The sequence below is a fragment of the Silicimonas lutimaris genome, from assembly GCF_047314965.1.
GTDB lineage: Bacteria > Pseudomonadota > Alphaproteobacteria > Rhodobacterales > Rhodobacteraceae > JAVJUV01.
In genome coordinates this window covers 22,552-47,237 of the sequence record NZ_JBLBVK010000041.1, presented here as the reverse complement: position 1 = coordinate 47,237, position 24,686 = coordinate 22,552, and the positions used below count along the sequence as shown (strand labels likewise).

Annotated in this window: 23 protein-coding genes; 12 read left to right on the top strand and 11 right to left on the bottom strand. The window is 62.4% G+C overall.

Features of this window, described 5'->3' with window-relative positions:
* Positions 1-65 precede the first annotated feature (65 nt).
* The 4 genes from ACKLNI_RS06365 to ACKLNI_RS06350 all read right to left on the bottom strand — a co-directional run bounded on the left by ACKLNI_RS06365 (position 66) and on the right by ACKLNI_RS06350 (position 4,312).
* Positions 66-950, bottom strand: a complete 885-nt coding sequence (locus tag ACKLNI_RS06365; protein WP_413718214.1) for a PfkB family carbohydrate kinase — start codon at positions 948-950, stop codon at positions 66-68.
* A complete protein-coding gene (locus ACKLNI_RS06360; RefSeq protein WP_413718213.1) occupies positions 947-1,930 on the bottom strand; it encodes a sugar phosphate isomerase/epimerase family protein in 984 nt (327 codons plus the stop codon). The genes ACKLNI_RS06365 and ACKLNI_RS06360 overlap by 4 nt, the downstream gene beginning before the upstream one ends.
* A gap of 70 nt (positions 1,931-2,000) precedes the next feature.
* Entirely contained in the window at positions 2,001-3,080 is a 1,080-nt protein-coding gene (locus tag ACKLNI_RS06355; RefSeq protein WP_413718212.1) for a fatty acid desaturase family protein, read from the bottom strand.
* Positions 3,081-3,094: 14 nt separating this feature from the next.
* Positions 3,095-4,312 (bottom strand): amidohydrolase family protein, encoded by a 1,218-nt coding sequence (locus ACKLNI_RS06350; protein ID WP_413718211.1) that lies wholly within the window; start codon positions 4,310-4,312, stop codon positions 3,095-3,097.
* 182 nt (positions 4,313-4,494) lie between these two features.
* On the opposite strand from ACKLNI_RS06350, the gene ACKLNI_RS06345 reads away from it, so the two are divergent.
* Together ACKLNI_RS06345 and ACKLNI_RS06340 are read left to right on the top strand one after the other, a co-directional pair.
* On the top strand, positions 4,495-5,523 hold the full coding sequence (locus ACKLNI_RS06345) for an aldo/keto reductase (protein ID WP_413718210.1): 1,029 nt from the start codon (positions 4,495-4,497) through the stop codon (positions 5,521-5,523).
* Positions 5,524-5,622: 99 nt separating this feature from the next.
* Positions 5,623-6,204: a VOC family protein gene (locus ACKLNI_RS06340; protein WP_413718305.1), complete on the top strand. Its 582-nt coding sequence runs from the start codon at positions 5,623-5,625 to the stop codon at positions 6,202-6,204.
* Between the two features lie 23 nt (positions 6,205-6,227).
* Here the strand turns inward: ACKLNI_RS06340 and ACKLNI_RS06335 are convergent, their stop codons facing one another.
* The 3 genes from ACKLNI_RS06335 to ACKLNI_RS06325 all read right to left on the bottom strand — a co-directional run bounded on the left by ACKLNI_RS06335 (position 6,228) and on the right by ACKLNI_RS06325 (position 9,073).
* A complete protein-coding gene (locus tag ACKLNI_RS06335) occupies positions 6,228-8,336 on the bottom strand; it encodes a molybdopterin cofactor-binding domain-containing protein (protein ID WP_413718209.1) in 2,109 nt (702 codons plus the stop codon).
* Entirely contained in the window at positions 8,333-8,818 is a 486-nt protein-coding gene (locus ACKLNI_RS06330; protein ID WP_413718208.1) for a (2Fe-2S)-binding protein, read from the bottom strand. Before ACKLNI_RS06330 ends, ACKLNI_RS06335 begins: the two co-directional genes overlap by 4 nt.
* 105 nt (positions 8,819-8,923) lie before the next feature.
* A complete protein-coding gene (locus ACKLNI_RS06325) occupies positions 8,924-9,073 on the bottom strand; it encodes a hypothetical protein (RefSeq protein ID WP_413718207.1) in 150 nt (49 codons plus the stop codon).
* A gap of 128 nt (positions 9,074-9,201) precedes the next feature.
* On the opposite strand from ACKLNI_RS06325, the gene ACKLNI_RS06320 reads away from it, so the two are divergent.
* The 5 genes from ACKLNI_RS06320 to ACKLNI_RS06300 are packed head-to-tail and all read left to right on the top strand — an operon-like array spanning position 9,202 to position 15,031.
* Positions 9,202-10,230, top strand: coding sequence for a BMP family protein (locus ACKLNI_RS06320; RefSeq protein ID WP_413718206.1), 1,029 nt, complete (start codon positions 9,202-9,204; stop codon positions 10,228-10,230).
* Positions 10,230-11,765 (top strand): ABC transporter ATP-binding protein, encoded by a 1,536-nt coding sequence (locus ACKLNI_RS06315; protein ID WP_413718205.1) that lies wholly within the window; start codon positions 10,230-10,232, stop codon positions 11,763-11,765. The genes ACKLNI_RS06320 and ACKLNI_RS06315 overlap by 1 nt, the downstream gene beginning before the upstream one ends.
* Entirely contained in the window at positions 11,755-12,801 is a 1,047-nt protein-coding gene (locus ACKLNI_RS06310; RefSeq protein WP_413718204.1) for an ABC transporter permease, read from the top strand. The genes ACKLNI_RS06315 and ACKLNI_RS06310 overlap by 11 nt, the downstream gene beginning before the upstream one ends.
* Positions 12,802-12,803: 2 nt before the next feature.
* Positions 12,804-13,748 carry an ABC transporter permease gene (locus ACKLNI_RS06305; protein WP_413718203.1) on the top strand — a complete coding sequence of 315 codons (945 nt, stop codon included), beginning with the start codon at positions 12,804-12,806 and terminating at the stop codon, positions 13,746-13,748.
* Positions 13,748-15,031, top strand: coding sequence for an amidohydrolase family protein (locus tag ACKLNI_RS06300; RefSeq protein ID WP_413718202.1), 1,284 nt, complete (start codon positions 13,748-13,750; stop codon positions 15,029-15,031). The genes ACKLNI_RS06305 and ACKLNI_RS06300 overlap by 1 nt, the downstream gene beginning before the upstream one ends.
* A 43-nt stretch (positions 15,032-15,074) precedes the next feature.
* Here the strand turns inward: ACKLNI_RS06300 and ACKLNI_RS06295 are convergent, their stop codons facing one another.
* Both ACKLNI_RS06295 and ACKLNI_RS06290 read right to left on the bottom strand, forming a co-directional pair.
* Positions 15,075-16,136, bottom strand: a complete 1,062-nt coding sequence (locus ACKLNI_RS06295) for an ABC transporter ATP-binding protein (RefSeq protein ID WP_413718201.1) — start codon at positions 16,134-16,136, stop codon at positions 15,075-15,077.
* Between the two features lie 14 nt (positions 16,137-16,150).
* Positions 16,151-16,975, bottom strand: a complete 825-nt coding sequence (locus ACKLNI_RS06290; protein WP_413718200.1) for an IclR family transcriptional regulator — start codon at positions 16,973-16,975, stop codon at positions 16,151-16,153.
* 87 nt (positions 16,976-17,062) lie between these two features.
* Here ACKLNI_RS06290 and ACKLNI_RS06285 point away from each other — a divergent pair, with 87 nt between their 5' ends.
* The 4 genes from ACKLNI_RS06285 to ACKLNI_RS06270 all read left to right on the top strand — a co-directional run bounded on the left by ACKLNI_RS06285 (position 17,063) and on the right by ACKLNI_RS06270 (position 22,270).
* Positions 17,063-18,298, top strand: a complete 1,236-nt coding sequence (locus ACKLNI_RS06285) for an ABC transporter substrate-binding protein (protein ID WP_413718199.1) — start codon at positions 17,063-17,065, stop codon at positions 18,296-18,298.
* Positions 18,299-18,364: 66 nt separating this feature from the next.
* Positions 18,365-19,339, top strand: coding sequence for a carbohydrate ABC transporter permease (locus ACKLNI_RS06280; RefSeq protein ID WP_413718198.1), 975 nt, complete (start codon positions 18,365-18,367; stop codon positions 19,337-19,339).
* Position 19,340: 1 nt separating this feature from the next.
* Positions 19,341-20,189, top strand: a complete 849-nt coding sequence (locus tag ACKLNI_RS06275; protein ID WP_413718197.1) for a carbohydrate ABC transporter permease — start codon at positions 19,341-19,343, stop codon at positions 20,187-20,189.
* Positions 20,186-22,270 (top strand): alpha-galactosidase, encoded by a 2,085-nt coding sequence (locus ACKLNI_RS06270; protein ID WP_413718196.1) that lies wholly within the window; start codon positions 20,186-20,188, stop codon positions 22,268-22,270. The genes ACKLNI_RS06275 and ACKLNI_RS06270 overlap by 4 nt, the downstream gene beginning before the upstream one ends.
* On the opposite strand, the gene ACKLNI_RS06265 is transcribed toward ACKLNI_RS06270, so the two are convergent.
* A complete protein-coding gene (locus ACKLNI_RS06265; RefSeq protein WP_413718195.1) occupies positions 22,267-23,373 on the bottom strand; it encodes a putative sulfate/molybdate transporter in 1,107 nt (368 codons plus the stop codon). The two genes, ACKLNI_RS06270 and ACKLNI_RS06265, sit on opposite strands and share 4 nt — an antisense overlap.
* A gap of 55 nt (positions 23,374-23,428) precedes the next feature.
* Complete coding sequence (gene tsaA, locus ACKLNI_RS06260) at positions 23,429-23,902, bottom strand: tRNA (N6-threonylcarbamoyladenosine(37)-N6)-methyltransferase TrmO (RefSeq protein ID WP_413718304.1); 474 nt, start codon at positions 23,900-23,902, stop codon at positions 23,429-23,431.
* A gap of 73 nt (positions 23,903-23,975) precedes the next feature.
* Between tsaA and ACKLNI_RS06255 the strand changes: the two genes are divergently transcribed.
* Positions 23,976-24,617: an SDR family NAD(P)-dependent oxidoreductase gene (locus tag ACKLNI_RS06255; RefSeq protein ID WP_413718194.1), complete on the top strand. Its 642-nt coding sequence runs from the start codon at positions 23,976-23,978 to the stop codon at positions 24,615-24,617.
* Positions 24,618-24,686: the final 69 nt, after the last annotated feature.

The window sequence follows — 24,686 nt, the reverse complement described above, 5'->3', positions numbered from 1 at the left end:
AGCTTTCTCCCTGGCGCGACCCTATCGCAGAAGCCATCGGCCTGGAAAGCATCCGAATGACTAAATCAGTAGGCGAGATAGCCCGCGACCGCCGCGGCCGAAATCTGATCCCGCTGCGCAATGGGCAAAGACACATAAAGTCCGGCAGCCGCTTGCGCAAAGGACAGCGCATCGTCCAGGCGATGTCCTGCGGTGAGCCGTGCGGCGAGGGCACCGGTGAACATGTCCCCCGCGCCGTGGGTACTCACGACTGTCACCGGCACCGTGGGATAACCGGCTACCTGTCCGCCCTCCGCCAGCAGCGCACCGTCCGCTCCTCGCGTCAACACGACGGCACCACGAACCTTTTCCGCGAGTGCACGAACCGCATCCTCAGGGTTGGCAAGGCACGTCATACCCTCGGCCTCGACCCGGTTTACGATCAGGACATCGGTTCGCGCGCCCAATTCGTCCGACAGAGGCCGAGCGGGAGCCGCGTTGACGATCAGTCGCGTCTCCGGCGGTAGCTTCCGCACCAGGGCAAGATTGGCGGCTTCGGGAATCTCGTTCTGCAACAGTACAGTTGCCGGCGCTTCCTGAAAGGCAACGTCACCGTCGTTCTCAAGATTTGCACCCGAGACGATCACCGCACCATAGTCGCCGGACGGCAGCGTGATTGCCACACTCATTCCCGTCGAAGCATCGGTTTCCAGGACCAACGAACGATCGACGCCCACAGCGTCCAAAGTCGACAGGATTGCCAATGCCGCCTCGTCACGCCCCACACGGCCCGCCATGGACACCTCGGCACCCATGCGGGCCGCCGCCACCGCCTGGTTGCCGCCTTTCCCGCCAAACCGATAATCCACGCCGGTCCCCGGCAAGGTTTCGTCCACGGCGGGCAGTCGTGGCGCGTCCACCACCACGTCGTGGTGAAGCGCTCCCAGAACGAGAACCCTCTCTCCGGTCATGCGCCGAACAGTGCCTTTGCCACGATCCGCTGGCTGACAGCCCCGTCCTGCCGCGCGATGGCTGACGCAAGATCCTTGTCATCCCGCAGCGTATTGGCAATCGCGCGCAGCCGGTCTGTGATCATGACATTCGTACGCGCTTCCTCGACCGGGCTCAGACCAGAATGGTCCGGGAAGGTGTCGAAATAGATCACGCCGTCATACCCGATGCGATCGAGTTCGACGAAAAGCTCCACGGTCGCGACCGGATGCACGGTGCCGACCATCAGCCCGTCGTCCCTCTTGCCGTACCCGTCGTTCAGATGAACGCCCATGATGCGGGAGTGCCGCGCGACGAGGTGCGCGGCATGGGCCGGCATTTCATCAGCGTAAAGAACGTGGGCGAAATCCAGAGTGACCCCGACATTCGGGCGGTTCAGCTCCTTTGTCGCCAGAAGCGTGGTGCCGATATCGGGCATCAGCGCGTAGGCGCGTGGCTCGTTCGGCTTGTATTCTATCGCGATATCGATGTCCGGGTTGTGGTCTGCCGCCTCCGCCATGGCCGCGATCGTATCGTCCCAGGCGCGCGCATAATCGACCTGGAACGCATAATCGAACCCGTCTTGACCCATCCAGAGCGTCAACTGCTCGGCACCAAGTCGCGCGCAGATGTCGATTGCTTCGCGGGTCTGATCGATGGCCTTCCGGCGGATGGTCAGGTCAGGATTCGTGAACGCGCCGATCGCGAAAGCCGGCTCTCCGTAATAGCGCATCGCCAGACCGTTGAGGTGAATGCCATGGGCGTCGAGCGCGCGCCTCACTTCGCCTTCGTTCGCGCTCGAGACCTGATCAGGGTAGTTCAGATCGGCCGCGTCGATCCCTCCGACACCGGCGACAAGAGCGAGCAGGCTTGGCGTGTCGCGCCCGTCCGGCGGCAAGGACGCCTTGAACGCATTCAGACGCGCCGCATAGCGAGGCCTGTTGGGGATATCCTTTGGCATGGCAGTCTCCTTGCTCGGCGGCAAACAAGGCGTGCCGGGGCCCAACTGTCAATGAGGGAAGCGATTCCGCTCACTCCGCCGGCAAACCCAGAGCCTCGGCATGATAGTCCATCCGGTATGGCCTCGCCGTGGACGGAAGCTCCTTCTCGATCCGGAATTCCTTATCGGTCAGCTGTTTTCTCAGCGCCCCGACAACCTCCGCCAGCCCCTCTGCAATCGAGTGGTTCGGCTCGGGAAGGTCATGCTTGATCTTTTCATGCAGCCTCGGCAACGCATGATACGGCACCATCGGAAACATGTGATGCTCCACGTGATAGTTCATGTTCCAATAGATGAAGCGGCTGATCGGGTTCATGTAGACCGTTCGCGTGTTCAGCCGATGATCGATCACGTTATCGGCCATGCCGGTGTGTTGAAGCAATCCGGTCATGACAAAATGCCACGAGCCGAAGAGCGAAGGACCAACACCTACCAGCAGGAAAGGAAGAAGCGATTGGGTGGCCATCGCGGTCAACGCGACAGCGGCACATATTGCCACCCAAACCCGAGCGATCACTGCCACCTTGGGCTGTTCAGGCTCCGGCACGAATGATTTTTCAGCCTCGTTCAGACCGTGAAACGCATAGCGAAACATGCTGATAAACCCGTCCAACTGGTGCTTCCCGAAGAACATCGGAACCAGTCTCGGAATCTTGGGCGGCCGCATCGTCTGGATCTCGGGGTCACGGCCAACGATGATCGTATCCGTGTGATGACGCGAGTGGCTCCAGCGCCAGATCACCGGGTTCCGGAACAGCATGAAGCAGGCGATATGATAGACAACGCGGTTCATCCAGCGCGTCTTGAACGCCGTCCTGTGCCCCGCCTCGTGCCAGCGGCTGTCCGAAGCGCTGCCGTAAAGAACCGCATACCCCATGAATGGCACGAAGGCCCATGGCGACGGCCAGAGCCATATGGTCAGGCCCGCAAGGACAATCATCGCCCCATAATAGATGATCGAGTCGCGGATCGCCGGACCGTCGCGCCGCGACATGAGTTCCTTCATCTCCTCGCGTGGAATATCCGAGTGATACCATTCAGCGGCCGCCAATCCGATCTCCACGGCCCGCTTTCCGCTTTCGCCCAGCAGATCATAATCCCGTTCGAGCACGTCAAACCTCTTTCCTACAGCCCGTAGAAGCGCGACCCGTTGTCGTGAAACAGCTTGCGATGCCCATCGACCGAAAGCATCGGCCCAACTATCGTACGCAAGGCATTCACCACATCCCCGTAACTGCTGGCCGCAAGGAGGGCGACAGGCCAGTCCGAGCCGAACATCACCCGGTCGATGCCAAAAACGTCTAGAACATGCGCCACATAAGGTCGCAAATCCTCCGGCTGCCAGTTTTCATGATCAGCCTCGGTCACAAGCCCGGAAAGCTTGCAGTAAATGTCCGGATAGTCGCGGAATTGCGCCATCTGGCTGGCCCAGGGCTCCATGCCACCGGTCGCGATGAAAGGCTTCGAGATATGGTTGACCACTGCCTTCAGACCCGGAGTGCGCTTCACCGCCTCGACCGCATAAGGCAATTGCGGAGGCCGGGTCAGAATTTCGAAGGCAGTGCCAGTCTCGGCCACGTAGGCAAGATTCTTCAGAACCCTCGGTTTCAGGATCCAGTCATCCTCGGGCAGATCCTGCAGCATCGGGCGAAACGACTTGAAATAGGGATTCCTCCGGAAGCGATCCAGCCGTGACGGGAACGTGTCGCTGTCCATGTCCAGCCACCCGCACACGCCAGCCACCCACTCACAGCTCTCGGCGATTTCCAGCAGGAACTCCGTCTCGGCTTCGGTATCAGCCGCCTGGACAAGTATGGTCTTCGATACGCCAGCCTGCCGGAGAAATGGCTCAAGGTCCTTGGGCATGTAGTCCCGATAGAGCACGTCAAGGTCCGGCGACATCCAGAAGTAATCGCCGCGCTCTATCTTCCACAGGTGATGGTGCGTATCGAGTATCGGACCGGCCGATTGCAGTGGGCGCGGGTCTCCTCCGGCTTTGGCAAGCTGTTCATTCAGATCATAGACGCGCTCCATGTGCGCCCAAAGCTCGCCCTCGGCTGCCCAGGGAACCGTGCGCTGGAGCTTGCGCATCATGGTGTCCCATTCGGCCGCGCGCGGCGTTTCCTTCAGATAACGGCCAAAATCGCGGGTATAGTCGAAATCGTCTTCGACCTCGAGAACCATGAACAGACGGTTGCCAATCAGGTAGATGTGCTGCGCAAGCACGCCCGTTCCCGCCATGCCGCGCATGATCTCGGGCCAGACCTTCTTGTGCCACTCCACGTATTCCGAAATTCCTGCCGGATCATCGACCAGATCCAGGGCAAACGCGATTTCCTTCATGACTCAGCCTCCCCTGCGCCTGATTGCACCTGTGATTTGACCGGTCGTCAATTGTTCTTTGCGACGTAATCCCAAGCCTCCGGACAAGGCAGCCACCATTGGATCGACTCGCGCTCAGCTGGCGGCTACGATCAGACAAAAATCATGGCCGCAAACAGGTCGGCGCTTCGTGGGGGTGAACCATGGCTTTGGCAGTCCGAACATTCGACCGCCTTGGGACCGGCAGACTTGCCTTCACCGAGCTCGGCTTCGGCACCGCTCCCCTCGGCAATCTCTATCGCGCAATCCCCGACAAGGACGCGCGGGCCATCCAAGATCGCGCCTGGGAGAGCGGAATACGATATTTCGACACTGCGCCGCTGTATGGCCTTGGCCTGTCCGAAACCCGGTTGAACCCGTTTCTGAAAGGCAAGGACCGCGATTCCTATGTCCTCTCGTCGAAAGTCGGACGCCTTCTCCGCGCAGTCGCCGCGGACAAGCGCGACGGCTTCGGAAAATGGTTCGACGTCCCGGCACGGGTCGAGGTCTACGACTACAGCTACGACGGCGTCATGCGCTCTCTCGAGTTCTCCCTTGAACGGTTGGGGGTGGATCGGATCGACATTCTCTACGCGCACGATCTGGACCTTCAGGTGACCGGGTCGCAAGCCGTCCTGGACGAACGTCTGAAACAGTTCATGGGCGGCGGATACAAGGCGCTGGTCCAGCTGCGCGACCAGAAGGTTATCAAGGCCATCGGCGCCGGGCTCAACATGTGGGAGCCATGCCAGTGGCTTGCCGAACGCGGCGACTTCGACATCTTTCTGCTGGCAGGCCGATACACGCTTCTGGAACAGGAAGCGTTGGACAGCTTCCTGCCACTCTGCGAAAGCCGGGGCATCGGCATTGTGATCGGCGGACCCTATAACTCGGGTATCCTGGCAACCGGCGCGCGCGAAGGCGCGTTCTACAACTATGAACCCGCACCACCGGAGATTCTGCGGCGGGTCGAACGGATCGACGAGATCTGCCGAAGCCACGGTGTCAGAATGGTCGATGCGGCATTCCGGTTCCCTTTGTGCCATCCCTCGGTTCTTTCGGTCATCCCGGGCGGTCAGAGCCCGGAGGAAATGGAAAGCAACATAAAGGCCGCGTCGGCAGAGGTATCGCCTGCACTATGGGAAGACCTGAAATCGAACGGCCTGCTTCGCCCGGACGCGCCGACGGGGTGAGCCCGGCAAGGATCCGATCCTTGGGGAATGCTCTTGAACGCGCGGAACGGCGAGGGCCGGAAACAGGCAACTTAGGGGAGTGACGAGACAATGAGCGATATCAGAAAGATCCAGGCGCAGGGCGTCCATCACATCACACTTGTGGGGGCGGATCGGCAAACTTCCATCGACTTCTGGGAAGGGCTCCTTGGCATGCCCTTCATCTTCGATCAGCCCAACCTCGACAATCCGAACGAAGGCCATCTCTACTTCGATCCCGGCGACGGACGCCTGATCACGATCTTCACCAATGAAGATCGCAAACCGGATTCCAGCCGGACATCTACCGAGCCGGGGGCCGTTCATCACATTGCCTTCAATGTCAGCCAGGCCACATTCTGGCAGGTGGCAAAGCGGCTCGATGATCGCGGGATCAAGCATTCCGGCCCCAAGGACCGTGGTTTCATGGACTCGATTTATTTCCAGGACCCATTGGGGCTGCTGATCGAAATCGCGTCCTACCGGTTCGAGCCTCCCGAAGGCTGCCGCCATGCCGACGTCATGATCGAGGCGCACCGGATCCGCGTCGCCCGCGGCGACCACCATATCGACCGCGAACACCTGGCCGACGCGATCGAATTGCTGGTCGAGCGCAGCCAGCAATCCCTGTCCTCCGACAGAACGCCAAGGAATCCATACTGAGGCAGAACCTTCAGGGAAGTCCCCTACTCTGAGACGGCGCCTATGATCGCCTCGCGAGTGATCGGCAGACGCCGGATCCTGACCCCAAGCGCCGCGCGCACGGCGTTCGACACAGCCGCGCCGGCCGGCCCCTGCGAGATTTCGCCTGCTCCCAGCGGCGTCTCCCCCGGCCTGTCGATCACCGTCACCGACAAGCGCGGGATCTCGCTGAATTTCAGAATCGGATAGTCCAGCCAGGACTCGACCGTTGTCGTCAAACCGTCGACGGGCACGGCCTCCTTCAAGGTCCAGCTGATCGATTGGATTATGCCCCCTTCGATCTGGTTCTTCACGCCGTCCGGGCTAACCGCTTCTCCGACGTCGCAGACCGAATAGGCATGCGTCACTCGGACGTTTCCGTCCACCTCGACGCGCAGCATCACGGCGCAGTATCCGGCTGTTCCCTTGTAGCGCGCGTATCCCAGGCCCCACCCGGCGCCCTCCGGCTGATCCCCGGACCGGGCCGTTCGCGTCTCCGCATCGATGCGCTCGAGAACCTCTCGTGCGCGCGGGTCATCCGCATGCTTCAGCCGGAACTGCAACGGATCCTCGCCGATCGCATGCGCGATGTCGTCCATCAAAGTCTCGCTGGCGACCACGTTGTTATACGCCCCGAGAGAGCGCAGCGACGAGGATCTGTAAGGCAGATCGTGAACCAGCCGCTTTCGCACACGGACATCCCCCACGTTGTAGGAAGGGACCGCGTTCCGGTCGGCACCTCCCCCGCGCGCCAGGGGAAGATCGGCCGATCGCGCAGGCATGATCGGGTTCGACAGGTAGGCCGCGGCGCGCAGGTTCGGCGACCCGCTCATGCCCGGCCGATTGGTGTGCGGGGCGGAATTCACCGTCACGTCCACGGCTGACAGTGTATTGTCGGGGCCGAGCAAGGCACGAACCGTCGTGGCCATAGCCGCCCCCATGGGCGCGGCATGAAACTCGTCATACCGGGACCAGACCACCTTGACCTGCCTGCCGGGCACCGCGCGCGCCATCAGGATCGCATCCAATGCAACGTCATCAGCGCCGTTATGCCCGTAGCAACCGGCGCCGGGCCGATGGATGACGACGATATCGTCTTCTTCCTTGCGCAATGTCTCGGCAATGGCCTTGCGCAACTGGAACACACCTTGGCTGTGGGTCCAGACCGTCGCGCTCTCGGCCTCCCAGACGGCCACGGCCGCGGCCGGGCCGATGGAGCCATGAAACAGGTAGGGCCGAGAGACAGTCGTTTCGAACCACTCTCCGATATTCCGGTTGACGTCACCCGTTTCCAGAACGGTCTCCGCGCCTCCGCTCGACTGCCTGATAACCTCGACAGGGTCACCCGTCTCATCCCGGGCGTCGTCCCAGGTACCAGTTCGCCTGGCCCAGTCGGCAGCCCGCGCGGCCGCCAACGGTGTATCCGCAATGATGCCGACAAAAGATCCGTCGCGGATGACCTTCACGACACCGGGACGCGATTCAAGTTCGCCGAGGTCAAGAGCCACAAGTCGCGCATACATGCCCGGCGGATGAACCGGCGCGCCATGCAGCATGTCCGGCGCGGTCATGTCATGCACGAATGGGGCCCCGGTCAGCCGTTCGATCAGGTCAGGGCGGGGAATGTCCCGGAAGGTTGCCCACCTTTCATCCGCCGCTTTCGGACGCGCCAGCGGTGCAATCTCGCTCGACAGGTCCACGTGCTTGGCGATGTCAGCCAGACGAAGCCCGCTTGGTTCACCACGCGCAAGAAGTTTGCCCCCCACCAGGTTCAGATCACCCGGTTCCAGACCAAGCCGCCCGGCAGCCTGCGAAAAGATGCTGACACGAAGAGCGGAGGCGGCCCAGCGCAAGGCCTGCCCGCCGAATGTGATCGACATGCTGCCTGCGGTGAAGCCCTCGTTCGGCGTCCGGTCCGTACGGGCCGTCTCAAGTTCGATGGCGTGCGGCGCGACACCCAACTCGTCGGCCGCCATCATGAGTAGAGCAGTCGCATTTCCCTGCCCCAGCTCGACGCGGCCGGACATGAAGGTGATGCGACCGTCGGCTGAAACACTGACCCAGTCGCTCAGCAATGGAGCGTCGGCCAACAGGGGCGGGACAGTGCCGTTCATACGCGGACCTCAACGGACATCCGCGCCGCTGCATCCTCAATCGCATCCAGTATTCGCGCATGAGCACCGCAGCGGCAGAGGTTACCGTCCAAAGCCGCGGCGATCCGCTCCCGGTTCGCCGTGGGTTCTTCGCTCAGTAATGCCTTCGCCGTCATCAGTATGCCCGGAAGACAGTATCCGCACTGTCCAGCCTGATGATCGAGAAAGGCCGAAACCAGAGGATGTGTAGGGTTCCCCGCAAGGCTGTCCGCGGTCTCGATCCGGCAGTTGTCGATCTGGCCGACAGGCATGTCGCAGGACATGACCGGACGCCCATCGACGATCACGGTGCAGGCACCGCAGGTCGCCTCGCCACAGCCGAAACGGGTGGCCTTCATTCCAAGCGCTTCACGGAGGACATGCAAAAGGGGTACGTTCGGATCCGTTTCCAGCTCCGTGGCCTTCCCGTTCACAAAACACGAAATCTTCCGGCTATCGCCCATCCGGTCCCGCCTCCCCCCGCAAGCCGTGCTGCCGAAGCGCACACACCTATATGGCACCGGGACAGGGCAAATTTGCAAGCCCGGCGTCATCTTCGATTTGGAGTGTCATCCACTGGTGACGTCAGGCGTTCCGCGTACTGATTTGCAGCATTCTCTGCCGATCTGGAAGCACGTTCCGGCAGGCTTCGAAGACGAACGAAGCAGCATCGCTTCGGCACGCCGGTCCTTGACGTGCATCAGAAATAGACGCTTCATGAAGCAACGCACAGTTTTGTATCATTCCACTCCGAACGGCCCGATGTTGGCAGCGTCGGGCTGGTCTAAACGGCGGCCAACCGTCGAGAAGTACGAAACCAAAAATTACGTCGAAACAGGGGGAAACCATGACGAGAAAACTCATCACCGCCTCGACGCTGCATCGCCGCCAGCTTTTGCTCGGAGCAGGCAGCGCAGCAGCTGCAGCGGGCCTTATCACGCCAGGCCGTCTTCTGGCGCAGGACGCGATCAGCGTGGCCGGCATCTACACGGTTCCGGTCGAACAGCAGTGGGTCAGCCGCATTCACGTCGCGGCCGAGGCGGCAAAGGCCGCGGGCCAGATCACCTATACCTTCTCCGAGAACACGGCGAACACCGACTATCCCCGCGTCATGCGGGAATATGCCGAGCAGGGCGTGAAGCTGATCATCGGTGAAATCTTCGGTGTAGAGCAGGAAGCCCGCGAAGTGGTGCTCGATTACCCGGAGACCGCCTTCCTGCTTGGCTCGTCGTTCCTCGACGACCCCGCCTACCCGAACCTGTCCGTGTTCGACAACTACATCCAGGATGCCTCCTACCTTTCTGGCATCATAGCGGGCGCAATGACTGAAACCGGCAATATCGGCATGGTCGGCGGCTTCCCGATCCCCGAGGTCAACCGCCTGATGCATGCCTTCATGGCAGGCGTGCGCGAGATGAAACCGGATGCAACTTTCCAGGTCAGCTTCATCGGTTCCTGGTTCGATCCGCCAAAGGCAAAGGAAACAGCTTTCGCCATGATCGAAAACGGCGCGGACCTCCTCTACGCCGAGCGCTTCGGTGTTTCGGACGCAGCGCAGGAGCGCGGCATTCTCGCGATCGGCAACGTGATCGACACGCAACCGGATTATCCCGACACGGTCGTTGCCTCGGCGCTCTGGCATTTCGAGCCCACGCTGCAGGCGGCCCTATCGCGCGTTGCCGATGGCAGCTTCCAGGCCGCAAACTACGGTCTCTACAGCTACATGAAGGAAGGCGGGTGCTCCCTCGCGCCGCTCGGCACCTTCGACGGCAAGGTTCCTCAGGCGGCTCTCGATCTGGTGGCAGAGCGCGAGGCCGCCATCCGGTCCGGAGATTTCGTGGTCACGGTCAACGACGAAGAACCGACCTCTTCCTGATGACAGACCGCCCGTCCCGGGACGTTGTCCTGAGGCTGACCGGAATCACCAAGCGTTTCGGTCAGCTGACGGCAAACGAAGACATCAGCTTCGCCCTGCACAAGGGCGAAGTTCTTGCTTTGCTTGGAGAAAACGGCGCGGGCAAAACCACGCTGATGAACATTCTGTTCGGCCACTACACCGCCGACGCGGGCACGGTCGAGGTGATGGGCGAAACGCTTCCCCCCGGCGCGCCCGGCGTTGCGCTGGCCGCAGGCGTCGGCATGGTGCACCAGCACTTCACGCTCGCCGAAAACATGACCGCACTCGAGAATATTCTGCTCGGAACTGTTCCGCTCTGGCGCGCAAGTCTCGGGAAGGCCGAAGGGCGGGCACGGGTCGAGGCCCTGTCACGCGACTTCGGGCTGACCGTCCATCTCGACACGCCGATCAAGACACTGTCGGTCGGCGAGCGCCAGCGCGTCGAGATCCTGAAGGCGCTCTACCGGGACGCGCGGGTTCTGATCCTGGACGAACCGACCGCCGTCCTGACCCCTCAGGAAAGCGAAGCGCTTTTTCAGACGCTGCGGAAGGCAGTCGCCAGGGGGCTTTCGGTCATCTTCATCTCGCACAAACTCCACGAGGTGACCGCGATTTCCGAACGCGTCATCGTTTTGCGCCACGGAAAACTGGTTGGTGAAGTCGCCACAAAGGACACCGACCGTCACAGGCTTGCCGAGATGATGGTCGGAGCCGAGGTGGCGTTGCCCCATGCCGAAACCCGCACCCCGGGCGAAGCCCTGCTTGAAATCCGCAATGTGTCGACGCCGTCCGAAGGCCGGCGGACCGGTCTGAAAGACGCCAGCCTTGTCTTGCGCGAAGGGCAGATCGTCGGCATCGCCGGTGTTTCCGGCAACGGCCAGGGTGCGCTTGCCGACCTGATCGGAGGCCTGACCGAGCCGGAACAGGGCGAGATGCTGGTTTCCGGAAATCGCCCTGCGGATTGGTCACCGCGCAAAGCCCTCGATGCGGGGATAGGACGGATACCGGAAGACCGCCACGCGCTCGGCTCGATCGCCGATTTCTCGCTGACGGAGAACGCCGTTCTGGAAAGCTATGCCGCGCCGCCTTTCAGCCGCACGGGATTCATCGACTGGCGCAAGGCGCGTGGGCATGCAGAGGACATCATTGCCCGCTACGATGTGCGTTGCCCCGGCCCGGAGACCCGTATTCGGCTTCTCTCCGGGGGCAACATGCAGAAGCTGATCCTCGGTCGCGTGCTGGAATCGAACCCGCGCATCATCCTGGCAAACCAGCCCGTGCGGGGACTGGATATCGGTGCGCTGACCTACGTGCAGGAACGACTGATCGAGGCGCGCGACGCCGGAGCGGCCGTCCTGCTGATCTCGGAGGATCTCGATGAAATACTCGCGCTGTCCGACGTGGTGCATGTGATGTCCGAGGGCCGCATCTCGCCAGGTTTCCCGCGCGGCACGAAAAGCCCGGCCGAACTTGGCGCCTGGATGGCCGGACAGGGATTCGACCATGCGGCTTGAACCTGTCTCCAGCCCGACGCTCCTGCGAACCCTCGGCCTGCCCGCCGCGTCACTCGTGGCGACGGTCGGCGTGGCATCTTTCCTCGCAATGCTTGCCGGCGCCGATCCCTTCGCCACGCTTGGACTTATCATCAAGGGCGCTGCAGGGTCGAAATTCGCCGTCCTCGAAACCCTGAACCGGGCAACGCCTCTCATCTTCACGGGACTTGCCGTCGCGGTCGCGTTCCGGGCCAAGCTCTGGAACATTGGGGCCGAGGCGCAGCTGTACGCCGGCGCCCTCGTGACAGTCCTGATCGGCACGAAACTCGGGCTTCCAGGCCCTCTCGCCATCCCGGTCATGGCGCTCTTTGCCGTGATCTCTGGCGCGCTGATCCTCCTGGGGCCCGTGTTCCTGAAGGTCCGGCTTGGCGTGGATGAAGTCGTGACGACGCTCCTCTTCAACTTCATCATGCTGCTCTTCGTCTCCATGCTGCTTGAAGGCGCACTGAAGGATCCGATGGGCATGGGCTGGCCGAAATCCGAGGCCCTGCCCCGCGATGCGCGGCTGCCCCGGATCGTCGACGGCCTCAGACTGCACTGGGGCTTCGCTCTCGGGATAATCGCGGCCATTGCCGTCTGGGTCATCCAGACTCGCACGACGCTGGGCTACGAGATTCGCGCCGTCGGGCAAAACCCGGATGCGGCCCGCTTCGCTGGTATCCCGGTGAACCGGGTTCTCCTTAAAACCGCGCTTCTTTCCGGTGGTCTCGCCGCGCTCGCCGGCTATTCCGAGGTCGCAGGACTCAAGGGGAACCTGACCCTCGATCTTTCGCCGGGCTTTGGCTACACCGGCATCATAGTCGCGATGCTGGCGCTTCTGCATCCCTTGGGCGTCGTGGTCTCGGCCCTTTTCGTGGCAGGCATCTTCGTCGGCGCCGACAGCATGAGCCGCGCGGCGGAGGTGCCAACCTATATTGCGGACATCTCGCTCGCGACGGCTCTCCTGTTCATGGTGCTGGCGATCCTTCTCGCGCGTTTCCGGGTGGTGAGGGGGTAGCGATGGAAATCCTTGAAATACTCCTTTCAGCCAGCTTCTGGGGCGCGGTCCTGCGGATCGCCTCGCCTCTTATCTTCGCAACGATGGGTGAACTCATTTGCGAGCGCGCGGGAGTACTCAACCTCGGCATCGAGGGCATCATGGTATTCGGCGCCTTTGCAGGCTGGATCGCGGTCTATGCAGGGCTGGGGCTCTGGCCCGGCGTTATGGTCGCCATGATCTCGGGGATGCTGTTCGGCTTCCTCCACGCCACGCTGACGGTGCCCTTCGGCCTGTCGCAACACGTGGTCGGACTTGGGGTGACACTCTTGGCCACGTCCACCGCATATTACGCCTACCGCCTTGCCCTGCCCGAAGTCACAAGCCCGCCCAGGATCGAACCGTTCCAGCCGGTCGAGATCCCCGTGCTCTCCGACCTCCCTTTCCTTGGCGAAGCACTCTTCTCCCAGACGCCCCTGACATACCTCGCCCTTGCAACGGCGGGCATCGTCGCACTGGTACTCTACAGAACGCCGCTCGGTCTCGCGCTGCGGGCCGCTGGCGAAAACCCCTCGGCGGTCGAGGCTCAGGGCCTCTCGGTGACCGCCATCCGCATGGGCGCCGTCGTTGTCGGTTCTGGCCTCATGGCGGTCGGCGGAGCCTTCCTCACCATGTCCGCCTTCTCGTCATTCTTCTTCGAGATGGTGAACGGACGCGGATGGATCTGCATTGCGCTCGTCGTATTCGGTGCGTGGCGACCCGGAAAGGCCCTGATCGGGGCACTTCTCTTCGCGGCCTTCGACGCCCTGCAAATACGCATGCAGCAGACACCGCTGGGCGCGGTCGTGCCCTACCAGATCTTCCTCATGGTGCCTTACGTCCTTTCGATCCTGGCGCTCGTACTCATGTCCCGCCGCGCCCAGGTGCCCGAAGCCCTGATGGTCCCCTACAATCGCGGAGAGCGCTGATGGCCGAATTCGACATCCTCGTGACCGGCGGCACCCTGCCGGACGGAACAATCGCCGATATCGGCATCCGGGGCGGCACCATCGCCGCGATCGGTACGCTCGACGGCTCGACCGCCGGCACCACCATCGACGCCGCGGGGGATCTTGTCGCGCCGCCCTTCGTCGATCCGCATTTTCACATGGATGCGACGCTCAGTTACGGCACGCCTCGGATCAATGCATCCGGTACGCTGCTCGAAGGCATCGATCTCTGGGGGGAGTTGCGCGAGATCGCTACCGTGGACGAGATGGTGAACCGTGCGCTCGACTATTGCGACTGGGCGGTCTCGATGGGACTTCTCGCGATCCGTACCCATGTCGACACCACACCCGACCACCTGAATACGGTCACCGCGATGCTCGAGGTCCGCGAGCGCGTGAAACCCTATCTCGACCTGCAGCTTGTCGCCTTCCCGCAGGACGGTTTTCTGCGCACGGCGACCGGAGCCGCGAACGTCGTCCGCGCACTCGACATGGGTGTCGATATCGTGGGCGGCATCCCGCATTTCGAACGCACCATGGAGGACGGCCGTGCATCCGTGCGCGCGCTTTGCGAGATCGCGGCGGAACGCGGCCTGCCGGTCGACATGCATTGCGACGAAACCGACGACCCTATGAGCCGGCATATCGAGACGCTCGCCTACGAGACCCAGCGCCTCGGGCTTCAGGGCCGGGTTGCGGGATCGCACCTGACCTCGATGCATTCGATGGACAACTACTATGTCTCCAAGCTTCTGCCTCTCATTGCCGAAGCGGAGATCGCGGCGATCCCCAATCCGCTCATAAACATCGTCCTTCAGGGACGGCACGACTCCTATCCCAAACGGCGCGGCCTGACGCGCGTGAAAGAGATGCAGGCGATGGGGATCACCGTCGGATGGGGACAGGATTGCGTCCGCGATCCCTGGTACAGTCTTGGCACCGGCGACATGCTGGACGTGGCGTTCATGGGATTGCACGTCGCCCAGATGACCTCGCCCGAGGAAATGCGGCGCTGCTTCGACATGGTGACCCAGCACAATGCGGCGATCATGCATCTCGATGGTTACGGGATCGCGGAAGGCAAGACTGCCTCACTGGTCGTTCTGGACGCGGGCGATCCGATCGAAGCCGTCCGGTTGCGGCCGGATCGACTGGCGGTCATCTCCAAGGGCAGGATCGTCGCGCAGAAGAACCGCAATGACAGCCGGCTCTCGATCAATGGTCGCCCCGCAAGCGTCCGCCGCCGGCACAAGGTATCCTAGAGCCGCTGCGTCCCAAGCTGGCACCGGGCAACAAGTCGTCCGGTTAACGCAACCGCGCTTCGGTTTCGGCATCGAAGAACATGACCCGCGCCGGATCGAAGCGAACCTTGACCTCCGTACCGGAATCGATCGCGTCATCTCCCTTGCTCTCCGCAACGAAGGCCTCGCCTGTCGGCGTTGACAGGTACTCGTAAGCGACGCCTCCCAGCTGTTCCGTGATGTCCACTTTCAGCGCCGAAGGCTCCGCCGACAGCGTAATGTCTTGCGGACGAAGCCCGACGATGACGTCACGGCCGGCGCCAGGAAGAGCAACGCCAGTCGCGATGACCGCACCACCCAATCCGGCGACCTCGACACCGCCTTCCACCACGCGGCCTTTCAGGAAGTTCATCGAGGGCGAACCAATGAAACCGGCCACGAACTTGTTGTCCGGGTTTCGGTAAAGCTCCATCGGCGCGCCAACCTGCTCGATGCGCCCTGCCCGCAGGACCACGATCTTGTCGGCAAGCGTCATCGCCTCGACCTGGTCATGGGTGACGTAGATCATCGTCGCGCCGATTTCATTGTGAAGCCGCGCGATCTCAACCCTCATGTCCACGCGAAGTTCCGCATCGAGGTTCGACAGCGGTTCGTCGAACAAAAATACCTCGGGGCCTCGCACGATCGCGCGACCGATGGCGACCCGCTGGCGCTGGCCGCCCGACAGCGCAGCTGGCTTGCGCTTGAGATAATCGTCTAGCTTCAGCACGCGGCTGGCTTCGGCCACCTTGCGCTTGATCTCGTCCTTGGGATGGCCGTTCATCCGAAGACCGAAACCCATATTCTCTTCAACGGTCATGTGCGGATAAAGCGCGTAGGTCTGGAACACCATTGCAACGCCGCGTTCCGCCGGATCGACGCGGGTGACATCCCGGCTTCCGATGCTGATCTTCCCGGCCGATGTCTCTTCAAGCCCCGCTATCATCCGCAGAAGAGTGGACTTCCCGCAGCCCGAAGGACCAACGAACACGCAGAACTCGCCATCGGCAATTTCCAAGTCCACCCCGTGGATGACCTGAACGTTGCCGTATGTCTTGACGGCTTTTTCCAGTGTTACTCCGGTCATTCGTTTTTCCTCTCTCAGGACGTCTGCGCCGGAAATCTCCAGGCCTCGGCGGCCTGCGCGATTTTCGCGGCGGTATCGGTCAGCGCCGGCTTCCATTCCAGCAATTCATCAAGGCAGTGACGGGCAGTGGTCGTCGTAACCGACAGGGCGCCCAGCACGTTGTCGCGGCTCGACAGAATGGGAGCCGCGATACAAATGATGCCCGGTTCATGCTCCTCGCGGTCGAACGAGATCCCCGCCTTACGGATTTCGGCAAGTTCGGCCGACAGTGCGGCGGCATCGGGGAGGGTGTTTTCGGTATATCGGTGGAAACTCTGCTGTGCGATGGCCAGAGACCGCTCGGCCTCACTCTGGAAAGCGAGAATCGCCTTGCCGACTCCCGTGCAGTATCCGGGGCCGACCTTCCCGGCCTGGCTGAACATCTCGACCGGGTCGCGGGCGTTGCGCTTGTCGATGTAAAGGACCTGCCCGGAGACCATCTGCGCAAGGTGGATGGTCTCTCCGGTTCGGCGCGCCAGCGCATCGACAAAGGGGCGCGCGTGAGGAGCCAGCGAACTCTGCGACCATGCTTTGTGGGCCAGCTGAACCAGTCTCAGGCCCAGGGAATATGTATGCGCATCATGGTCATAGGACAGCATGCCCTGACTGACGAGCGTTTGCAGCAGCCTGTGCAGTGTGGCCTTGGGATGCGGGCTTTGGGGCTGGATATCCGAGAAGCGAAGCGGAACAGGTGATCGGGCCACCAGATCGAGCAGATCAAGCGCCTTGCCTACCGTACCGTCACTTCTGGCATCGATGTTCACATCCGCCCTCCCCGCGGAAAGAAGTGTTGACACCATATCGTCACTTCCGCATAGTTTCAATAGTTGAGACGATGTTCCAAATAGTGGAACTTGACTCACCAAGGGACTAACTGGGAGGACACCATGTTCCGCACATTCAAACTGACGCTGGTCGCAACTGCGGCGGGCGCCCTGATGGCGTCTGGCGCGCTTGCTCGCGATCTCGTCATCAACTTCGACGACCTGAACCCCGGCCCGAAGGCCGCCTTCGACGCCGCTGTCGCCAAGTTCTCGGCCGAGAACCCCGACATCAACGTGATCGTGAACAACAACGACCGCGAAGCGCACAAGACTGCCATCCGCAACTTCCTGACCGCCGAATCGCCCGACGTGACCTCGTGGTACCCCGGCAACCGCATGGCGCCCTTCGTGGATGCCGGCCTCTTCCAGCCCGTGGACGACGTCTGGGAAGCCAACGGCTTCAACGAGGACCTCGCCGCGATCAAGGCGACCATGTCGCGCGACGGCAAGATCTGGGGCGTGCCCTATTCCTACTACCAGTGGGGCGTCTACTACCGGAAAGACGTGTTCGACCTCCTCGAGCTCGAAGAGTTCAAGACCTGGGACGATATGCTGGCGGGCTGCGCCAAGATGAAGGAAAACGGGGTCACTCCGTTTGCCATCGGCACCAAGTTCCTCTGGCCGGCCGCAGGCGTATTCGATTACCTGAACCTCCGCACCAACGGCTACGAAGTCCACAACGCGCTGACCGCCGGTGAGATCAAGTACACCGATCCTCGCATCGTGAAGACCTTCGACAACTGGGAAACCATGATCAACGAGTGCGGCTGGATCGACAACCACGCCTCGATGGACTGGCAGGATGCAATCGCTCCCTTCGCCAACGGCGATGCCGCGATGTACGTGATGGGCAACTTCGCCGTCGACGGCTTCAAGAACGCCGGCCTGACCGAGGACCAAATCGACTTCATGCCGTTCCCGACGATCGACGCGAACGTCCCTCTGGCCGAAGAAGCGCCCGCTGACGCTTTCTTCATCCCGACCAACGCCAAGAACGTCGAGGACGCCAAGAAGTGGCTCGCCTTCGTGGCGCGGCCCGACGTCCAGACCGAATGGAACGAGACCATCGGCCAGCTGCCAATCAACGCCAAAGCCTCGATCTCGGACAACAAGTTCATCCAGGAAGGTTTCGCGCTCCTGAACTCGGCCACCGGCATAGCCCAGTTCTACGACCGGGATGCTCCGGCCGAGATGGCGAAAGCCGGCATGGAAGGCTTCCAGAAGTTCATGCTGGACACCTCGACCAAGATGGAAGTTCTGCAGCGCCTCGATGAGGTGCAGGTCGAAGTCTACAAGTAAGCCTCAGGCCAAAGTCCGCGGCGCTCCACAGCGCCGCGGACCCTTCATTTTCTCGGGGAGGAGACGATGAGCGACACATCCCACAACGAATCCTGGCTGACGAGGAACAAGCTTTCCGTGGCGCCATGGTTCTTCCTGGCACCTGCGCTTCTCTTCTTCTGCGTCTACGTCGTCTTCCCGATTTTCGAATCGATTTCGCTCAGTTTCTACGAATGGAACGGGCTTTATCGCGCCGACGGAACATCCACTGCAACATGGGTCGGGTTCGAGAACTATACGAAGCTCTGGAACGACCCGAACTTCTGGACATCACTCAAGAACAACGTGCTCTGGCTGGTCCTCTACATGCTGGCCGTTCCGGCAGGGTTGTTCATCGCCTTGTTCCTCAATCAGACCGTCACGGGAATGCGGTTCTACAAGTCGATGTTCTTCTTCCCCTTCGTCATCTCCCAGGTCGTCGTCGGCCTGATCTTCGGCTGGTTCTACAACCCCGACTTCGGAGTCGTCGGCAGTGTCTGGCAGGCGATCTTCTGCGAGGAGACGACGAACATCCTCGGCAATACGACATTCAAGTGCGACCGGCCCGTGCCCGACATCCTGTCAAGCCCAGAGTACGCTACCTACGGAATCATCTTCGCGGGACTTTGGCCCCAGATCGCATATTGCATGATCCTCTACCTCACCGGACTGAACAACGTCGCCGCAGACCAGATCGAGGCCGCACGGCTCGACGGGGCGAAGGGCTGGAAGATGCTCTGGCACGTGGTTCTGCCCCAGCTTCGTCCCGCCACTTTCATCGCCGTGGTCGTCACGGTGATCGGTGCGCTGCGGTCCTTCGACATGATCGCGATCATGACCCAGGGCGGCCCATACGGATCGACCAACGTTCTGGCCTACTACATGTATGAAGTCGCAATCTCGGAATACGGCGAGCGCTATGGCTACGGCTCGGCGGTCGCGACGGTTCTGTTCATGATCATGCTGGTCTACATCTCCTACTTCCTGTGGAGGATGTACCAGGATGAAAAAGGAGGCCGCTGAGATGTTCCCGCGTCCTATCGAAAAATCCAGCGCTGCCGTCCGGGTCGGTTATCAGGCGTTCCTGCCATTGGCCCTCTTCATCTGGCTCCTGCCCCTTCTGGCGATCTTTGTCACCTCGATCCGCGGCGCCGCCGATATCAACTCGGGCAACATCTTCGGATGGCCTTCCGAATTTCGCGTGTTCGAAAACTACTCGGCCGTCTTCACCCAATCCCAGGCCGCGACCTACATGCTGAACTCGGTGATGATCACCGTACCGACGGTCCTCATCTCCGTTTCTCTGGCATGCCTCGCGGGCTATGCGCTTGCGATCTACCGGTTCCGGGTCGCCCTGCCGCTCTTTTTCCTTTTCGTCGCGGGCAACTTCATCCCCTTCCAGATCCTGATGGTCCCCGTCAGGGACATGTCCGTGCAGACCGGCCTCTACGATACGATCGCGGGGCAGTTTCTTTTCCATTCGGCCTTCCAGACCGGGTTCTGCACGCTGTTCATGCGAAACTTCATCAAGGCCCTTCCGTTCGACCTGATCGAAAGCGCGCGAATCGAGGGCGTCGCAGAGTGGAAGATCTTCTGGTACGTCGTCCTGCCACTCGTGCGCCCCGCGATCGCGGCGCTTGCGGTCCTTATCTTCACCTTTGTCTGGAACGACTTCTTCTGGGCCAACGTCCTTACACAGGGTGAAACCGCGAAACCCATCACCGCCGGCGTGCGCGCGCTGAACGGCCAGTTCGTCAATAACTGGCACCTCGTCTCGGCCGCCTCGCTCATGGCCGCAATCCCCCCGGTCCTGATGTTTTTCCTGATGCAGAAACACTTCATCGCCGGGCTCACACTGGGTGCCGTGAAATGATCCAATGCTGGCGGCTGGACGACAGTCGTCAGACCCTCGTCCTCGGGTCCGACCAGGACAGGCTGGCCGAAGTGCTCTACTGGGGCACGCGGCTTCCCGATGACGAAGATCTGACAACGCTCTACGAAGCCCACGCGCTCGATGTGACCGGCGGGATGCTGGACACCAACCCCGAGCTTTCGATCTGTCCCGAGGCAACGCGAACCTTTCCCGGCCAGCCCGGCCTTATCCTGGGCGACACCGATGGCACGCCCTACCTGCCGAAGTTCTGCCTCTCCGGCGTGGACCGCCGAGACAACGGCCTGGCACTCACCTATACCGACCAGGGCGAGGTGCTGACCTACACAGCGCGCTTCTCGATCGACCCCGCCACCCACCTGATCGAGGCCGAGGCTGAGCTTCTCGCCGCCCGCCCCGTTCACCTCCACTGGCTGTCCGCGCCGGTGTTCCCCGCCCCGCAACTGTCCGACGAGATGATCGACTTCGCCGGGCGCTGGTGCGGAGAATTCCAGATGCACCGAACGCCTTGGACGCCGGGCATCCGCTATCGCGAAAACCGGACCGGCCGGACGGGGCATGAGCACTTCCCCGGACTGATCGTTCCCTGCCGGGGCGCGACGAATGCGCGTGGCGAGGCCTATGCGTTCCATTACGGCTGGTCCGGCGGCCACCGCATGATCGCCGAAGAACTGCCGGACGGACGCAGGCAGATCCAGTTCGGACACGCGGCAAGGGTCGAAAGCACCCCCCAGACCGCGTTCAGAACAGGTAAGCTCTTTGCCGTCTACTCCAACGACGGGCTCAACGGATGCGCCGTTGCCTTCCAGCGCCATCTCCGCGACCGGGTCGTGACCTGGCCCAATCCGGAACGCCCCCGGCCCGTGCATTACAACTGCTGGGAAGCCGTCTATTTCCGGCACGACGTCGACGAACTGAAAGAAATCGCGACCCGCGCCGCCGAACTGGGGGCCGAACGCTTCGTACTCGATGACGGATGGTTCGGGCAGCGCGACGATGACACCGCCGCCCTTGCCGACTGGGAAATCGACCGGCGCAAATATCCCGACGGGCTCGATCCCCTGATCGATCATGTGAAATCCATGGGTATGACATTCGGCATCTGGTTCGAACCCGAGATGATCAATCCCAATTCCAACACGTTCCGGGCGCATCCCGACTGGGCCTTTGGAGCCGAAGACCAGATACCGGGCCGTAACCAGCAGGCTCTCGACATGTCGAAGTCCGAGGTGCGCGACTATCTCTTCGACCGTATCGGCGCGATCCTGTCAGCCCATGACATCGAATACATCAAGTGGGATCACAACCGGGTCCTACCGATGCCCGACGCCGCCCAGACACGCGGGACCTACGCGTTGCTCGACCGGCTACGCGCGGCATTTCCGCGTGTCGAAATCGAAAGCTGCGCCTCTGGCGGCGGGCGGATTGATTTCGGCATTCTAAGTCGCACCCACCGTGTCTGGCTGTCGGATTCGAACGACGCGCTCGAACGTCTGCGCATGCAGCACAACGCCTCGATCTTCCTTCCCATGGCCGTCACCGGCAGCCACGTCGGCCCTCGGAAATGCCACACCAGCGGACGTGTCCTCGACATCCGCTTCCGCGCCTGGGTCGCCGCGCAACGCCATATGGGGTTCGAGATGGACCCGCGGGAACTCACCCCGGAAGAGGCGGAAGCTCTTCGTCAGGTGACCCACTGGTGGAAGGCCAACCGCAACTGGCTGGTCGGAGCCGATATCCTGCGCCTCGACAGTCCGGACCCGGCGGTGATCGCTGAGCAGCACCTCGCATCGGACGGAGCGAAATTCGTGGTCTTTGCTGGCAAGGCCGCAACCTCGGAGCAAATCTCGCCGCGCCCGCTTCGACTGACCCGCGTCAGCCCCGAGGCGATGTACGAGATCGAATTGAAGAACCGCGAAGACGTCGGACGCCTGTCCCGTGGAACGCCCGCGCTAAAATACCGCTCGATCCGGGTCAGCGGCGCCTATCTGATGACCCATGGCCTGACGCTGCCGTGGAGCTTTCCCGAGACGATGTGGGTGGTAGAGGGCCGACGGCTCTAGCCGCGGCGCGCCGCGAAAACGCGGCGGACCACCGCTTTGCGGATCATCTCGGCCAGGGTGCCAATGACAAGGGCGGCAAGGGGATTCCAAAGGACCACCCCAAGCGCCGTCACGGCGATCACCGGCCGGCAGGACGGCACGGCGTCAAACAGGCGTTTGGACAGAGCAAGGTCGGCGGAGGCCACCAGCAGAAGCGCGCCCAATGCAACGGCAGGGATCATCGCCAGAACGGCAAATCCTTCAGGCAGAACGGCCAATGCTCCAAGCGCCAGACCCAGCATCAGCGGCGCTCCGCCGGTGCGCGCCCCGAACTTCCGGTGCGCCGCCGCGCCGCCGGCACCATGGCACATCGGCAGCGCGCCCAAAGGCGCCAGACACAGGTTCGCGATACCGGTCGTGATGGCCAGCTTGCGCGGGGTTACCCGCGATGCCCGTTCTCCGTAGGCATCCTGCATCACGAACGTGGTGAGAAGGATCGCGTTCGTCAAAGTCAGCGACAACTGAGGAAGCGCCAGACTGCCCAGCGCAATGGCGAAACTATCCCCGCCCGAAGCCGCATCGGGTGCCGTCATCTCGACACCGGGCAAGCCGAACCAGAGACCGGCGGGTACCGCCAGAACGACAAAAACCAGAGCGGCCGGCAAGCCGATACCGATCAGTCCAAGCAACAGCAAAAGCGCGAATGCCCCCAGCAAGGGCGTTGCCGCCATCATGTCCAGTGCCACGAGACCCAGCATCAGCCCCAGCCCCATCTGAAGCCCCGACACCACGGATTGCGGCACCAGCCGAAGGAGGCGGTCGATCCAGCCCGACGCGCCGAGAACCAGCAGAACGGCGCCAATCACCACACCCGACATCGCGACGGAGGCAAGAGGCACCTGCGAGACCAGCATGACCGCGACGATCGCCTTCATCGGCTGCACCGGAACCGGCAGGCGATAGACCAGTGCCGTCATGATGTAGAAGGCCGCAAAGCCCAAAAGCACCGGCACAGGCGCAAGCCCGCCCAGCGCGACGGCGGCGACAATCAACGGCAGCAGCGTGCCAAGATCGCCAAGCGCCCCGCTGGCCTCTTTCAGGTCAAACGCGAAGTCCCTGTTCAAACGCCGATTTCCTCCCGCAAACAGGCTAGCGCCGATGCAGCGTCATGGGAAGTCCTCACGCACCCTTCGGCGGGGCCTGCACCGTAAAGGAGCAGCGGTCCGGCTTGAGGTCGAGGAGCGGGGTGCCGTCGAGGCAATCGAGCCCGCGAACCTCCAGCACATTGCCATGACGGGCCAGCAGTCGCACCCGGCTCAGCCCGATCGGGTTTGGCCGCACCGGCGAGCGCAGCGCGAAGGTGCCGAACGTCCTGCCATTCGACTTCGGGCTCTGGCGCACGAGGTCGCGACGGCTCTGGTCCAGCCAGTACAGCACCTCGATCACGTCGTATTTTTCGATGCCGTCCAATGCCTCTTCCCACTCGGGCTTCACCTCGATCCGGCAGACAGGGCCATGCTCCGCATCTCCCTGGCGCGGGCACATGTCGCGGTTGGCGTAGGGCGTCCGGATCACGCCGACAAAGCGCAACGCCGCGTCCTCCGCCGGACCCGTATCGACCGCCACCTCTCCCTCGCGCAACTCGCTGCTCATCCGCTTCCTCCGTCTTTGACGCAAGCCTATACCCCCCTTGACCCCGCCGCCACTCCCGGCCAAGAGCAGCGTCATGACAAAGATCGCCCTGATAACCGGCGCCTCCCGCGGCCTTGGCGCCGCACTGGCCGAGCAGCTCGCTGCCACGCACCACATCGTGGCCGTCGCCAAGACGGTTGGTGCCCTGGAAGAACTCGACGACCGGATTCAGGCCTCCGGCGGCGCTGCGACCCTCGCGCCCATGGACATCACCAAGCCCGACGCGATGGCGCAGCTTTGCAGGGGCATCTACGACCGTTGGGGCCATGTCGACCTCTGGGCGCATACGGCGATCCACGCCGCTCCCCTGGCGCCGGCGAACCACATCGACGCCAAGGACCTCGTCAAGTCGATGGACATCAACGTAACGGCCACCGCCACGCTGATCCAGATGGTCGCGCCACTGCTGGACGCCGCCGATGCCGGACAGGCTCTTTTCTTCGACGACCCGCGAGCCGGCGAAAAATTCTTCGGCGCCTATGGCGCATCAAAGGCCGCGCAAATGGCGCTGGCCCGCAGCTGGCAGGCAGAGACCGAGCGGAACGGCCCCAGCGTCCGCATTCTGACGCCTCCGCCCATGCCCACGGCCACCCGCGCCCGCTTCTTCCCCGGCGAAGACCGGAATGCGCTGACGTCGCCCGCCGAAGCGGCAAAGACGCTGCTCGACGCCCTCTGAACGGCCTGACGCATCAAATACCCGCGGCGTGACCTTGCCCCTTCCGCGCCCCTCCCCTAATCAGGAGCA